Source organism: Shewanella sp. 10N.286.52.B9 (genome assembly GCF_002873635.1).
Taxonomy (GTDB): domain Bacteria; phylum Pseudomonadota; class Gammaproteobacteria; order Enterobacterales; family Shewanellaceae; genus Shewanella.
In genome coordinates this window covers 2571-17724 of the sequence record NZ_MCTY01000187.1, presented here as the reverse complement: position 1 = coordinate 17724, position 15154 = coordinate 2571, and the positions used below count along the sequence as shown (strand labels likewise).

The window sequence follows — 15154 nt, the reverse complement described above, 5'->3', positions numbered from 1 at the left end:
GGGTTGATGGCTGATTGTAGCTATGGCTTTAAGCAGTTAACTCACTATTTGATGCTACAGCTACCATCTTCACAGCGCTGCTTACCGGTTAACAGGTAGGATAATTTGTAGCGGTGTTTTGCAAAACCAAGATAAGCCACATCGGCTAATGGTTTGATGCAAGGTAAGCGCAATAACTGTACCCATTGATGTTTTCCTGTAAGTGCCCAAGCTTTTGCCGTCACATCCAGTCCCAGTAATATTTCGCCATGGTTGGTTTCTGCATGCAAAATTTTGTTGGCTTTTTCTAAGTCGATATGGGGATACTTTTCGGCAAAACCGTCTTGGTTTAAATCAGCCAGCTCAATTTTGTGCAAGCGGTCATGTTGCTTTAATTGTTGCATTTCATTGCTGCATAAGGGGCAGGCACTGTCGTAAAAAATCCGTAATTCCATCTCGATACCTCTATGGTTAATTACTAAGTTCTAAATTAACTCAATAAGTTACTACAATGAATAATACGTCAAATGTGCTTGTTTAGATCTTTGTTGCTGGCTTATAGTCGCTATTATTGTAAGTTTTTGAATGTTATTATCTAGTTAACTAAAATGTTTCGGAGCAAAAAATGAAGAAGCCCTGTAAATTTTCTTCTTTACTCGTGTTCTCCTTGGTGGCTTTAACCAGTCCCTTTCTCGCGTATTCTACTGCTGCTGAGCAGACTACAACAGCTGCATCATTTGACCCCAGGCCCGTTAAAGTCCTGCAAATTGATGTGGGCAGTGATTTTCGAGAACGATTTTTACCTGGTGAAGTAAAAGCCTCAGAAAAAGCCGCTTTATCTTTTAGGGTTGCTGGTGAAATTGCTGACATTTTTGTGCGCCCCGGCGATGCCGTGGAGCCCGGCCAAGTGCTTGCGCAACTTGATGGCGCTATTTATATACAGCAATTGGCTGTCGCTCAGGCGCAATTTGAATTAGCTAAAGTTCTGTTCGAGCGTAATGCATCTTTGGTTGAGCAAGGGGTGGTTTCGCGTAATGATTACGATCAAACCAAAAGCGATTACACCATTGCCCAAGCCGCATTAGACAAAGCCAAAGCAGATGTGACTTACACCAAATTATTGGCTCCTTACAAAGGCATCATTTCTAAACGCAGCAAGCGTGCTTTTGAATATGTTCAAGCCCAAGAAGAAGTGATGGGAATTCGGATCGAATCAGCCATTGATATTAGTTTTCAGTTACCTGAGCAGTTTATTGGTGCGATTCAAAAAGCCGGTTCAAGCTTTGATAAGATGCAAAACCTTGAGGTGAAGTTTGACAGTCGCGATCGTTGGTATGCTGCCAGTTTAAAAGAGCTCAATACCATTGCCGACTCAACCACAGGTAGTTACACCATCATTTTAACCCTGCCAATGCCTGAGCAACTTAATGTGCTACCGGGGATGTCGGCCCAAGTAAAAGTCAAACTGCCTGCCAGAACCGCTGATGCTCATCCTAAAATTCCTGCTGGTGCTGTGATTACTGAAAATGAAACTGACTTTGTTTTTATCTGGTCTCCAAAGGCGTTAACCCTTGAAAAAGTACCAGTAAAATTAAAAGGCAATCGCTTAATATCTGGCCTTGAAGATGGTGACTGGTTAGTCGTTGCTGGAGCATCTGAGCTTAAAGATGGCCAAGCTGCGGTGCAATGGATTAAAGAGCGAGGCTTATAAATATGAACAGTAATTTTATCTATAGCATGCTTAAAAGTGTTGGCCTGCTGCTGGCGGTTATGACTCTGAGTGGCTGTGACAAAAGCCCCGATATTGAGCCCAATGTTACTAGAGTTACGACTTACGCTTTACCGGTTGTAGATAACTCGGTGATCCGTGAGTTTAATGGTGTTGCTAGAGCGCAAGACTTAACTAACCTTTCTTTTCGTGTTGGCGGCCGTATCGCGCAAATTCCAGCGAGCAAAGGCAAAAAAGTCGAAAAGGGAGATTTACTGGCGATATTAGAAAAAACTGACTTTGAGATTGCTTTAAGCGATCGAAGGGCACGTATGGAGGTTAATTTTAAACAATCTGAACGTGGTAAACAGTTGGTGGCTAAGCAGTTAATGGCGCAATCTGATTATGATCAAATGAATGCCCAGTACTTAGTAGCAAAAGCCGAGGCAAGGCAAGCAGAGCTTAATCTGCAATACACTGAGCTAAGAGCGCCCTTCTCAGGGGTGATCAGTGATGTATTTTTAGAGTCTTTTGAAAACGTGCAGCCGGGCGTGCCAGTGGTAAGTATTCAAAAGATTGAGCGCATCGAAGTGGATGTACAAATTCCTGATATGTTGATTGCGGTGTCAAAGAAGGCTAAGGACAGAAGCGTAGGCGCATTGCTAGAGGTCAGTTTTGAAGCCTTTCCTAATGCCACATTTGATGGCCATTTACTGGAAGTTAACACCGAAAAAGATCCCGCAACTTCAACCTATATAGCCACAATTGCCGTTGACTTAGACCCTAAATATAAAGTGCTTGAAGGTATGCCTGCCAAGGTGAAAGTTGACTTAAGCCACCTTACATACACCTACAACCGACAGTTCTTGGTGCCTATCGAAGCGGTGATTATGCAAGATGGCAGTGACATTGTAATACAAGACAGTGGTGTTTGGCTGTTTGATAAATCTGATCAATCTATCCAGTATCAGCACGTGACTTTAGGTGTGATCGTCGGCGACAGAATTGAAGTTATCGATGGGCTAAAAGATGGCCAAGTGATTATTCAAACGGGCGCTTCACGTTTAGTGGCTGGTCAAAAAGTACAAGTAGTAGGGGGAGTGTAGGCTGATGATTGTATTGTTAATAAACCCATTACTCACAATCGTTCCAGCTAACACAAAGGAAAGTGACATATGAATATTGCAGGCTACTTTGTCAAAAACACCGTCATTAGCTGGATGTTTACCCTGATCTTATTGATCGGCGGCTTAATGTCATTTACCGGCCTTGGCCAATTAGAAGACCCACCATTTACCATTAAAGATGCGGTAGTTGTCACCCTGTACCCAGGGGCGACCTCAACGGAAGTTGAGGAAGAAGTGACCTACCCAATCGAAAAGGCCATTCAAGAATTGCCTTATATCGATACTCTCAAGTCATTAAGCACATCGGGAATGTCACAAATTACTGTGACCATGAAAAATAACTACGGCCCTGATGAGCTTCCACAAATTTGGGATGAGCTGCGCCGCAAAGTGAATGATATGTCGTCCAGCTTACCGCCAGGTGTTCAGGCCCCGATGGTCAATGATGACTTTGGTGATGTTTACGGGGTGATGCTAATGGTCAGCGGTAGCGATTACAGTTACCGCGATATTTTAGATTACGTCGATTACGTTAAACGCGAATTAGAGCTCGTGCCAGGTGTGGGTAAAGTGTCATTGGCAGGCAATCAACAAGAGCAAGTTTTCGTTGAAATGTCGCTCAACAAAGCTGCCAGTTCTAATATCGATCCATCTTTAGTGAGCAACCTGCTTAATTCGCAAAATATGGTGTCTGATGCTGGTAACATTCAGGTTGCCGGTGACAACTTAAAAATCCGTACCAGTGGTGGTTTTAAGTCTGTTAGCGAGCTAGAAGGGCTGATTATTCCAGGCACCCAAGGCGATAAGCTTATTTACTTAAAAGATGTCGCCACAGTATCGCGGGGCTTTCAAAATATTCCCACCAATCTACTGACCTTTAATCAGCACAATGCGATCAACATTGGCATCGCATTTTCAACCGGGGTGAATGTGGTTGAAGTGGGTAAAGCCATTGACGCCAAGCTTGCCAGTATTGAAAGTGTCCGCCCAGCGGGCATGATGATTGAAACCATGTATAACCAGCCTAATGAAGTAGATGCTTCAGTGGGCAGCTTTGTATGGAACTTAATTGCCGCAGTAGTGATCGTAATCGGCGTGCTACTGGTCTTTATGGGCATTAAGTCAGGTATTTTAATTGGGTTAATTTTGTTCTTAACCTGTTTAGGCACCTTCATGTTGATGCTGCAAGCAGAGATTGAGCTGCAGCGAATATCCTTAGGGGCGTTAATTATTGCCTTAGGGATGCTGGTGGATAATGCCATTGTTATCGTTGAAGGCATATTAATCGGCAGGCAGCGGGGCCAAACGACTTTAGAAGCTGCTCAAAGCATTGTAAAACAAACCATGTGGCCATTACTTGGTGCGACAGTGATTGCTATTACTGCCTTTGCGCCAATCGGTTTATCACCTGATGCTACCGGTGAATTTGCGGGCTCTTTATTCTGGGTATTACTGTTTTCACTGTTTTTATCTTGGATTACTGCCATTACCATCACACCATTTTTTGCGCAGTTATTTTTTGGAAAAGATGCTGAAAAAGTGGAAGGTGAGCTTAAAGATCCCTACGGTGGTGCCTTTTTTGTGTTTTACAAAGTATTACTCGATTGGTGTATGAAGCATCGCTGGGTGAGTGTTATCGCCGTGGTGATGGCATTTTGTATTTCGATTTATGGCTTTGCTTACGTTAAGCAATCGTTTTTCCCGCCTTCTACCACGCCGATTTTCTTAGTGGATGCCTGGATGCCAGAAGGCACAGATATTCGTGAAACTCAGGGCATTGTCGAGGGCATGGAGTCCATCGCCATGGGGCTTGATAATGTTGAGTTTGTTGGCTCGAGCATAGGTAAAGGCTTTCCGCGTTTTCTACTGACTTACTCGCCAGAGAAAAACTACGCATCTTATGCGCAAATGGCTATTCGCACCGAAGATTTTGAGTCTCTTAGTGAGGTAATGACTGAATTTAGAAGGGCAGTCGAAGCTAAATACCCGCAGACGCAGTTTAAGTTTAAGCGCTTAGAAATCGGCCCTTCAACAGACGCTAAAATTGAAGCGCGTATTAGCGGTGCAGACCCTGATGTATTGCGAAGCATTGCAGCGCAAGTGATGGAGATATTCCAGGCCACACCGGCAACCGTTAACGTGCGTCATGACTGGCGTGAACGGGTGAAATACATTGCGCCTCGCTTTAATGAAACCCAAGCAAGACGTTTAGGTATCGTAAAAAGTGAAGTAGATGAAGCGATTAAGTTTTCGTTTACAGGGTTACAAATTGGGGTATACCGCGAAGGGACGACCTTATTGCCAATCATTGGCCGTTTACCAGAAGATGAGCGTATTGATATCGACTCACTTGAAAGTGTTCGTATTTGGAGCCCTGCGCTGTCTGCCTTTGTACCGCTGCAGCAAGTGGTTGATGGGTTTGAGGTTAAGTTTGAAGATCCCATTATTCAACGCCGGGATCGCAAACGTACCTTAACGGTATTTGCCGATACGGATTTTGAGTATGATATTTTACCGGCGCAATTGTTTGCCCAAATTAAGCCACAAATTGAAGCGCTAGAATTACCTGTGGGTTATGAGCTGCAGTGGGGCGGTGAGTTTGAATCATCCAATGATGCACAAGAGTCATTATTTGCCACCTTGCCACTGGGCTTTTTATTCATGTTCTTAATCACGGTATTCTTGTTTAACTCAGTGAGAAAACCATTAGTGATTTGGGCGTGTGTGCCGCTGGCCATTATTGGTATTACCTCAGGCTTATTGATTTTAGATAAACCCTTTAGCTTTATGGCGCTGCTGGGAATGTTAAGTTTATCGGGTATGCTACTTAAAAACGGTATTGTCTTGCTGGATCAAATTAACACTGAGATTAATGACGGCGTCGAAACCTTTGAAGCGGTATTTAACTCAACCGTTAGCCGTGTTAGACCCGTTTGTATGGCTGCTATCACCACCATTTTAGGGGTGCTACCGCTATTGACCGATGCCTTCTTTGAGTCATTAGCGGCGGTAGTGATGTTTGGTCTTGGGGTTGCAACCATATTGACATTAATCATAGTGCCGGTGTTTTACCTTATTTTCTTCAAGGTAAGTTATAGAAATTATAAAGAGTTTTAGTAAGCCAACTAGCTTGAAGTTAATCCTGTGGTAGTTGATTTTCTTTAAGCTGACTAATTAAGGTAAGTTAACTAAGCTATCAAGCACGTAAACTCGCATAATGGTTTGTTTATCGCTATAAATAGGAGAGTCAGCAGAGTTTACGTTGGCTCTTTTTTTATTTGATCTTTACTAGATGTATTCACGTATTGCGCATTGGTATACAAAAACAGTATCCAAAAACGCGTATTCAAAATGAGGCTTTCTATGTCAATTAGCCAAGCAATTATTAAAGTTACTAATTTACGTTTACGTACTTTCATCGGCTTTAACCCTGATGAACGAGAAAAGCAGCAAGATGTTGTTATTAATATTGAAATTCAGTACCCAGCCGATAAGTCTTTTCAAACTGATGATGTCGCTGATGCGCTGAACTACAAGATAATCACCAAGAAAGTGATCCAACATGTTGAAGAAGGTCGATTTTTATTACTGGAAAAATTAGTTGCTGATGTGCTGGCAATTTGCAGTGAGCATCCTTCCATTACCATGTCGCGGGTGACAATCGACAAACCACACGCATTACGTTTTGCCGACTCTGTTTCATTATCATTAGAGCAGCGAAAATAAAGTGAGTTTTAATTTGGCACGAGTTGCCATAAGGAAAACACATGATTTCTGAAGAAGCACGTAAAGTACAGCAAGTACTGATTGAGCGAGGTCTTGAAACCCCAGTCGTTGAAAATGATATGACTAACGAGCAAAAAGTGGCTCGCATTCAAGGATTGATGACAGAAGTTATCTCTACCCTTGGACTTGATTTAACCGATGACAGCTTATGTGAAACCCCTCATCGAATCGCCAAAATGTATGTTAATGAAATCTTCTCTGGGCTTGATTACAACCACTTCCCTAAAGTCACCCAAATTGACAATAAAATGGGCGTAGATGAAATGGTTAAAGTCAGTGATATTAGCGTGGTTAGTACCTGTGAACATCACTTTATTACCATCGATGGTGTTGCCAATGTTGCTTATGTGCCGGGGCGCAAAATTATTGGTTTATCTAAAATTAACCGCATAGTGAAATTTTTTGCCCAGCGACCTCAAGTACAAGAGCGACTCACCCAGCAAGTGCTGGTGGCACTGCAAACCTTGCTTGAAACCGACGATGTTGCCATTAGTATCAATGCCACCCATTACTGCGTTAAATCCCGAGGCATTATGGATACTCAATCCTATACCAAAACCTCCGCACTAGGCGGCTGCTTTAAAGCTAACCCTGCCTCAAGAGCTGAATTCTTTGCTAACAGCTAATCGGCTTTAGCTTGAATCATACTTTAAAGGTCATTAATTTCGAGTCAATGAGGCTATTATTAATTGCTTATGATTAATTGCAATGATAAACGACTGCATTAATGACCTTTTCTAACACTTCTTATTTTCAATAAAAATCATCATAAGAGAACTGCAATGAAGCAAACTATTTTCATTACTGGCGTCGGCAAACGTATTGGTTACGCCTTAGCAAAGGACTTTCTCGCTAAAGGCATGAAGGTCATCGGCACCTTTAGAACCCATTACCCCTCTATTGATGAATTAGCTGAATTAGGTGCCGACCTTTATCAATGTGATTTGTGCATTCCTGCTGAAATAGACGATATGTTAGCGCGCATTAATGACACCCATGACGAGCTTCATTGCATCATTCATAATGCATCTGACTGGCATAACGATAAAACCAAGCCGGGCATGACCTCAGCCGATATCATGAACCGAATGATGAATATTCACGTCAGTGCGCCTTATCAAATAAACTTGGCTCTGGCCGACAAATTAATCGCTTCAGCAAGTGGCAATATTGGCAGTGCTAATATTATTCATATTACCGATTACGTGGCAGAAAAAGGCAGTAAAAAGCATATTGCCTATGCGGCCAGTAAAGCGGCAATGCACAATTTAACCCTGTCATTTGCGAGTAAACTTGCGCCTATGGTGAAAGTCAATTCCATTGCCCCTGCGATGATTTTGTTTAATGAAGGCGACGATGAGGCCTACAAAGCAAAAGCGCTAGCCAAAGCCATACTGCCTAAAGAGGCGGGTAACCCTGAGATCATTGAATTAGTTGATTACCTGACAAGCAGTCAATACGTCACTGGTCGCAGTTTTGCGGTGGATGGTGGCCGTAACTTAGCCTAACTGTGTTTGCTATTGAGTTTATATAGGGGAGCTACGGCTCCCTTTTTAATGGCTGAATATTTTAAATAGACATCTAGACGTCTTATTGTTAGTGTGGAGTACTACTGGTTTTTGGTTCTTTTTTATCCGGCTATTAATTCGAAAGTTTATCCGGCAAACAACTTTTTGGTAGATGGCCCAATTTGAATATCTTAAGGTAAAGGAAGGCATTATGACGGCAGAAAACATGAAACTGGAATCACTGGCATTACATTATGGCTACGAGTCGGAAGCGACCACCAAGGCCGCAGCAGTGCCGATTTACCAAACCACGTCTTACACCTTTGATGATACCCAGCATGGTGCCGATTTATTCGATTTAAAAGTGGCTGGTAACATCTATACCCGCATCATGAACCCAACAACCAACGTGCTTGAGCAGCGCTTAGCCGCCATTGAAGGCGGTATTGGTGCCTTAGCGGTGGCATCAGGTATGGCGGCCATCACCTATGCGATACAGGCGCTCACCCAAGTAGGCGATAATATTGTTAGCACTAGCCAGTTATATGGCGGTACTTATAACTTATTCGCCCATACATTGCCCCGCCAAGGGGTTGATGTACGCATGGCGGCCTATGATGACTTTGACGGCTTAGATGCGCTAATTGATGATAAAACCAAAGCGTTGTTTTGTGAGTCCATCGGCAATCCAGCGGGTAACGTGGTCGATTTACAACGCTTGGCCGACATTGCCCATAAGCATGGGGTGCCGTTAATTGTCGATAATACTGTGGCAACGCCAGTGTTATGCCGAGCTTTTGATCATGGCGCAGATATTGTGATCCACTCACTGACCAAATACATTGGCGGCCATGGCACCACTATTGGCGGGGTGATCATTGATTCAGGTAAATTTGATTGGGTCGCCAATAAAGACCGCTTTGCGATTTTAAATCAACCCGATCCGTCTTATCACGGCGTGGTGTACACCGAAGCCTTTGGCCCCGCTGCCTATATTGGCCGCTGCCGGGTCGTGCCCCTAAGAAACACCGGCGCAGCTTTATCACCCCAAAGTGCGTTCTTATTACTCCAAGGGCTTGAAACTTTAAGTCTGCGCATGGAACGCCATTGCAGTAATGCCCTAGCGTTAGCCGAGTATTTACAGCAACACCCTAATGTAAGCTGGGTAAACTACGCTGCGTTAGCTGATAGCCCATTTAACGCGACATGTAAAAAAATCACCGGCGGTAAAGCCTCAGGCATTATCAGTTTTGGTATAAAAGCAGCCGATGCACAGGCGGGTAAAGTGGCTGGTGGTAAATTTATTGATGCGCTGCAAATGGTGCTGCGATTAGTGAATATTGGCGATGCAAAGTCACTGGCTTGTCACCCTGCCAGTACCACCCATCGTCAGTTAGACAGCGCAGAATTAGCTAAAGCTGGGGTATCAGAAGATTTAGTACGTATTTCGGTGGGCATTGAGCACATCGATGACATTATTGCCGATATCAGCCAAGCGTTAGATAAAGCGGTGAGTTAACGCCAGTGTTTTAATGAGTTCTCAGCCTAATATTAAGCCCATCATGATATTGTCGTGATGGGCTTTTTTTGCATGTTAATTGCTGACATATTAATGGTTTATATATAGGATATGCGCCTTGTAGGGGTGATAATTATTGGTAGCGGCACATCCCAATATTCTACTGGGAGTTGGCTCACTTGCTGGCAGTCGTGGGCAAAGCCCACTGCTAATGGTTTCCCATCAATCACTTGGCACAAAGTGCGATCGTAATAGCCACCGCCCATGCCCATGCGATTGCCCTTGTCATCAAACGCAACCAGTGGAGTGACAATCATATCCAGTTTGTTTACTGGGATAATATCTTGCACCGACAACGCAGGCTCAGCGATACCATATTGATTGAATACCATTTTTGATTCGGCATGGTAATGCAAAAACAACAAGTTACCTTTGCTAAATGGGTGAATGCGAGGTAAGTAGGTTTTTACCCCGATGTGCCAAAGGGCTTCTATTAATTTTTGTGTTGCCAGTTCTCCGTCATGGCTGATGTACAGAGCCACTGTTTGGGCATTTTTTTGCTGTATTTCTGCCAGCATATGGCGGCAGGCAATTAACGAAAGCTGGTGCTGTTCTGCTTGGGTATAACTTTTACGTTCTTGACGAATATGCCGGCGAATAAAGTCACGGTTCATGCCTTGGCTATCAAATAAGGCGTAACGTTCTTGATCGCTCAATTCAAAACCTTGGTCTTGATGGCTCAGGTTATCAATATCAAGATGTTGATTATCATCTGCCACAATACTCAGGGTTTGATGCGCACCAATATGGTGTTTATTGCTTTGCGTTATGGTATTTGCAGACTTATTGATAGAAGAGAAATAAGTAATATTGATAGTTGGAGTGCGAGCTGGTGAAGGTTCGACCGAAATGGCATTGGTCATTAAGCGGGTCATACTCATTATTGGCGGTACTCCATACTTGCCATGTCTATTAAGGTTAGAGTACTGCGTTCGAGGGTATTTTAAAAGGGCGACTGGCTAAAATATCCCCCAGCCAGTCGCTTTATGGATAGTTATTTATCCAGCTTTAAAGATTTAAGCAATACGGCGCAGTCGTATTCAGATACTGCGGTTTTGGCCTTTATCCAGAATCGTCTGCGGGTGGTGATAATCCCTGTTGCAACCGCTAATACTGCTATCTCAATATAAATAAACGGCATATATTGAATAGCCGGTTCCAGTGCAGCGCCTAAGTATCGCGAGTAATTCGAATAGTGCTCTGGTATAAATTGCACTTGAGAGCTTACGGTTTCTAAGCCGAATTGGAGCGCTGCGACGCCAGCTACAGCAGCCAAACCTGCCAGTATTTTGAAGTACCACTTTTTAGGCCCAAAAAAGCCCGCAAAAACCAAATATAAACTCAGCAGTAACCCGCCACCCACTAACATGTTGGTGGGGAGCAAAGGGTAATGGCTAAGGGTGAACAGGATAGCAACAAGGTTCAGTAAAAAGTACGATACTACATAGCCAGAAAGTACAGTTAACCCTAGCCGTTTGGGCTGACTAATTTGCTTCCAATACAGTTTAGGAATAGCGACATATAATCCCCAAAACCATGCAAGGACGATAGGGTAGTTTGACCAAGTGGGGAGTCCATAAAGGCCGAATCTCGCTAACAGTAAATCAATAAAAAATTGATAATGACTTAGCAGCCCCGAGCGATACTCAGCATCATAAATCATTTCAGGTGCTAGCATGGCAAAACACATAGCTACCATAGCTAAAATTAGTCCCCAATTGACAATGCCTTTGAGCAACTGCCATGCAAAACCCTGATTGTTATCTTTTTTAAGTTGAGATACCAAGCTTTGGTAGTTGCTGATGACCGCCTCTTTGATATCTTTTGATACCCAGTTTTCAGTCAGTAAGGCAATTTTTGTTTTGGTTTCATGGGCTTCAATAATATTTTTAATGGCCGGAATCGCTAAGGCTTTCTTATCATCGTCTTTGTCTCCGGCGGCTAACTTTTTGGCATTTTTCCACACTGCTGGGTCATATACGCCACCGGCATTGTGAGTCACATTGTTGGTACCTGCAAAGCACAGGGTGGTATCGGTGTTATCTATGGTCGCGGTATATTGTAGGGTCGGTAGGTTGGCAGTAAAACCATAGATGAACGTACAGCCATTTAGGGCTTCAGTAACGTCAATTTCATTCACGTCACTGATGTTGTTAATAATATTAAAGCCCGCATTGGTAACGTAATCTGTTATCCACTGGTGATAATCGGGGCTGTTGATAAACCATTTAGTTGATCGTTTTGCATCGCCATCAATGGTGTAGCTGTAATATAAATAGCCGCCGCCATCACAAGTTTTACAGGTGACTTGACCTGAGCCATTACAGGTGTAACAGGTTTTTGTCCCGCTGCCATAACATGATGAACACGACTCTGTGGTGTAAACGGTGCGGTTATTGTGATCTTGCCTAGTCACATGATGACGGCCGCTGCCGCTACAAGATGTACATGATGTTGAGCCATTGCCATTACACGATGAGCATGAACATTTGCCGCGGCCATTACAGATATGGCAAATATCTTCACCCACATAACTATCAGGTGCTGAACCTAGATTGGTATCTTTAATGATAAAGTTTTTGGCGACATCAGCGGTTAAGATTTTTTTAAAGGTCTCATTAAAAAATCCATTTTGACCACTGACATACTCTTTGGCTTTATTGTGGGCACAATCACACGCTTGCGATGAGCTTCCTGACTGTATGCCTGATGGACAATAGCCACCGTGTTCGTGTTTGGTTACCCCAATTTCAATTGTCCAACCAAAATGAAATTTAACATTGGTGGTTTTGGCGCTTTCATCACTTAATACCACAGGGACATTTACCCCCGTTAGCTCTTTACCGTTTGAGCGGATAAAATCTTGAAATTGTTCTAATTTACTCACGTAATATGTCCTGTTAATCAATGCGTGAAAGACTAAAAATTATGTTATCAGTTAACGTTAACTATGCTGTTAAAGCTTAATGTTGAAAGTGGTCTCATCATTTTTGAGGTAGACCCACTGCCGCACCGAGTTATGGCCTGGAGCGCTGACTTTAATGTCGTAACCACCGGCAGGCAGTTTCATTCCCGCTTGGTATTTGGGCTTTATATTCATCACTGCCACCTTGGCATTGTTAACATTGGTTTTAATGGTTAAAGGTAAAAGCGGCGCATGTGCTTGCGCTGACTGCGATGGTTTTTTTGTGACAGTTAATGGCGACATAATCGCTTGATCAAAGCGGTGAATTGGCTCACTGATGGCATCAAATCCCTGGGTGATAAACAGGCTTTGATCAATGGCTGTGCCAATTGGTTGCACCATAGGCTGAGTGACCAATAGCCACTTAAGCGCATAAGAAATGCTGGCAGAGTCATTTTTTTTCATTTGCTCAAAAAAGTAGTGCAGCGCTGAGCCATTAGCGGTGTAATGATTACCGCCTAGCGACAGTGGCACCACAAAAATAGCCACTAATATCCCCGCTGAAATAGCCGGTTTTATATAGGGTTTTGTAGGGCGGGCTTCGGCGTTTGAGGCGCGCTTTGCTTGTACTAACTCAAATGCTTTCATGGGTAGCTTTAACACGGTTAGCAACACCAACGCCAAGCTAATTGACATGGAAATAGGCGGAATAATCGTTGCTCTTAGGGCTGACTTACCGCTTGATTCAAATGCGCCGCCGTCAGCAAACTCAGCTTGCTGAGCTTCAAGTACATTAAGATACTCGGTGGTTTTGCGCTGAATATTAGGCTCAATGATGCGCTGCTTAAACTCACGATTATTCCAATCAGCAAGGGTTGGGTTCACATACAGTTCTGCCATTTTAGCTGCTATGCGGCGCTGAATATCGCCCTGTTGCTGAAACTGCTGCCAGCTTAAATTAGGCGGCATATCATTGCCTTGCTTCTTCATGGCTGCACGCCATTTGGCATCCGCTTGTTGGCGCACTTTTTTACTGACAGCATTATCAAAACTCACTCTGTCAGCCATAACCCAAGTGCTTGGTAACATTAGGCCTTTTTGTTTTAATCTGGCGTTGACTTTAGCACTGGTTATTTCATGGTGCCTGAACTCATGTATGCTTGATATCCCTAATGGATAACCGCCAGATTCTTTGACAAAATCTGGCTCCATTTTTACCATCAGCACGCTTTTGTAATGATTTACATCGTTAGTGAATATCATTCTATGATCTTTAAAACCGGCATCGCCGCCCATAGCAGCATCAACGGCTTGCATTGCGGTAAATAGGCCTAAGGTCATTACCCCGCTAATAATTGAATTACCGACATTTTCCGAGGTCGAAATCTCTTCTCGCTTTAGCCAATCATCAGGGGGAATATAGCCAATACCGTATTTGGCGATTTCTTGGTCATAACCGGTTTGTAAACGCTCGAAACAGCGATCGCGACTGCTGCCTTTTTTCATGTCGGCGCATTTATTACGATGCTCAAAATAGTCATACACCTTTGGGGCGATTTGTTGGGCACGGGACTCCACGCGGGCTTCGTAAGCATCAGTCCCTTTTTGGTATTTTTCCCAGCCTTGTTTAACTTGGTTTTGGGTGTCTAGCCAATATTCATTGGAACGCTCTGGCGAGCTGGCCAGTGCTTGGTTGTAATCATTAGAACCTTGAGCGTACTCTTTATAGCTATCTTGTAGGCGCAGGCGAAAACTATCGTAGTCACTATAGTGCAGATCGAAATTCGACATGGCGCGGTCACGGACAAATTTTTCCATGATGGCCCGTTTTTGCTGTTCTAAATCATCGACCAGCTTATCATCGGCATACACAAGGCCGCCAAATACAGACAGAAAGGTTTTTTCGGTGGCGTTATGTTCACTATCGGGATCGTAATGGATCCCTTCAAATTGAATAGACTTTTCAATAAGCGCGCTGCGTAGAACCTGTGATAAGTAAGCTTGTTGGCGCTCCTGTGGGCTTGATGTATCAATAATAAAATGATCCACTAACCACTTTTGACCAAAGAAAACTGTTGGCCACACTATCAGTGCAATCAGTGCAAAATACCCCAATGCCCGCGACACTTTGGCAACGCGGCGGCCCTTTAGTAATAAGTCTGCTAGCAGCAGCGTCACCCCTATACCACTGATGGTGCGACCAAATAACTCAATGGCGTGCAATTCATCTTCGCTGGCATTACGGCCACCGGCGACATCGGTTAAGGCGGCATTAAAAACGACTTCAGGAAATAAATACACCACTGAGCAAATGAACATCAGTAGCATCCACCAAAAGGGTTTGCCCATTTGGGTTATTTGCGCTTCACGTTGCTGCTGATGCTTGGCTTTAGCCTGCGCTGAATGCTGCTTTGATTTAACCTTATTTAACGCTTGCTCAGCCGCTTGCATTTTTTGTTGTGTCGGGGCGCTATTGAGTAGATCGGTAGCAAAGGGGCTATGATTGTTATTGGTCATTGTTATTAATCATTGTTGTTATCGGTCTAGTTCTAGTTCTAGTTC

At 43.6% G+C, this 15154-nt stretch carries 11 protein-coding genes; 7 read left to right on the top strand and 4 right to left on the bottom strand.

Features of this window, described 5'->3' with window-relative positions:
* Positions 1-44 precede the first annotated feature (44 nt).
* Positions 45-434, bottom strand: a complete 390-nt coding sequence (locus tag BCU91_RS13815; RefSeq protein WP_102438492.1) for a DUF393 domain-containing protein — start codon at positions 432-434, stop codon at positions 45-47.
* A gap of 170 nt (positions 435-604) precedes the next feature.
* Between BCU91_RS13815 and BCU91_RS13810 the strand changes: the two genes are divergently transcribed.
* From BCU91_RS13810 to BCU91_RS13780, 7 genes are all read left to right on the top strand, one after another.
* The gene (locus tag BCU91_RS13810) at positions 605-1690 is read left to right on the top strand and encodes an efflux RND transporter periplasmic adaptor subunit (protein ID WP_102531729.1); all 1086 of its coding nucleotides are present in this window, start codon (positions 605-607) and stop codon (positions 1688-1690) included.
* A gap of 2 nt (positions 1691-1692) precedes the next feature.
* The gene (locus BCU91_RS13805; RefSeq protein ID WP_241903521.1) at positions 1693-2793 is read left to right on the top strand and encodes an efflux RND transporter periplasmic adaptor subunit; all 1101 of its coding nucleotides are present in this window, start codon (positions 1693-1695) and stop codon (positions 2791-2793) included.
* A 69-nt stretch (positions 2794-2862) separates the two neighbouring features.
* Entirely contained in the window at positions 2863-5931 is a 3069-nt protein-coding gene (locus BCU91_RS13800; RefSeq protein WP_102438488.1) for an efflux RND transporter permease subunit, read from the top strand.
* Positions 5932-6183: 252 nt separating this feature from the next.
* Entirely contained in the window at positions 6184-6540 is a 357-nt protein-coding gene (gene folX / locus BCU91_RS13795; RefSeq protein ID WP_076539769.1) for a dihydroneopterin triphosphate 2'-epimerase, read from the top strand.
* A 41-nt stretch (positions 6541-6581) separates the two neighbouring features.
* Positions 6582-7226, top strand: coding sequence for a GTP cyclohydrolase I FolE (gene folE / locus BCU91_RS13790; RefSeq protein ID WP_102438485.1), 645 nt, complete (start codon positions 6582-6584; stop codon positions 7224-7226).
* A gap of 156 nt (positions 7227-7382) precedes the next feature.
* A complete protein-coding gene (gene folM / locus BCU91_RS13785) occupies positions 7383-8108 on the top strand; it encodes a dihydromonapterin reductase (RefSeq protein WP_102531728.1) in 726 nt (241 codons plus the stop codon).
* Positions 8109-8334: 226 nt separating this feature from the next.
* Positions 8335-9627: an aminotransferase class I/II-fold pyridoxal phosphate-dependent enzyme gene (locus tag BCU91_RS13780; protein ID WP_102438582.1), complete on the top strand. Its 1293-nt coding sequence runs from the start codon at positions 8335-8337 to the stop codon at positions 9625-9627.
* 98 nt (positions 9628-9725) lie between these two features.
* On the opposite strand, the gene BCU91_RS13775 is transcribed toward BCU91_RS13780, so the two are convergent.
* The 3 genes from BCU91_RS13775 to BCU91_RS13765 form a co-directional block, all read right to left on the bottom strand.
* Positions 9726-10568: a 5-formyltetrahydrofolate cyclo-ligase gene (locus BCU91_RS13775; protein ID WP_241904091.1), complete on the bottom strand. Its 843-nt coding sequence runs from the start codon at positions 10566-10568 to the stop codon at positions 9726-9728.
* Positions 10569-10681: 113 nt separating this feature from the next.
* The gene (locus tag BCU91_RS13770) at positions 10682-12574 is read right to left on the bottom strand and encodes a hypothetical protein (protein ID WP_102531727.1); all 1893 of its coding nucleotides are present in this window, start codon (positions 12572-12574) and stop codon (positions 10682-10684) included.
* Between the two features lie 69 nt (positions 12575-12643).
* Positions 12644-15109: a hypothetical protein gene (locus BCU91_RS13765; protein ID WP_102531726.1), complete on the bottom strand. Its 2466-nt coding sequence runs from the start codon at positions 15107-15109 to the stop codon at positions 12644-12646.
* Between the last annotated feature and the right edge of the window lie 45 nt (positions 15110-15154).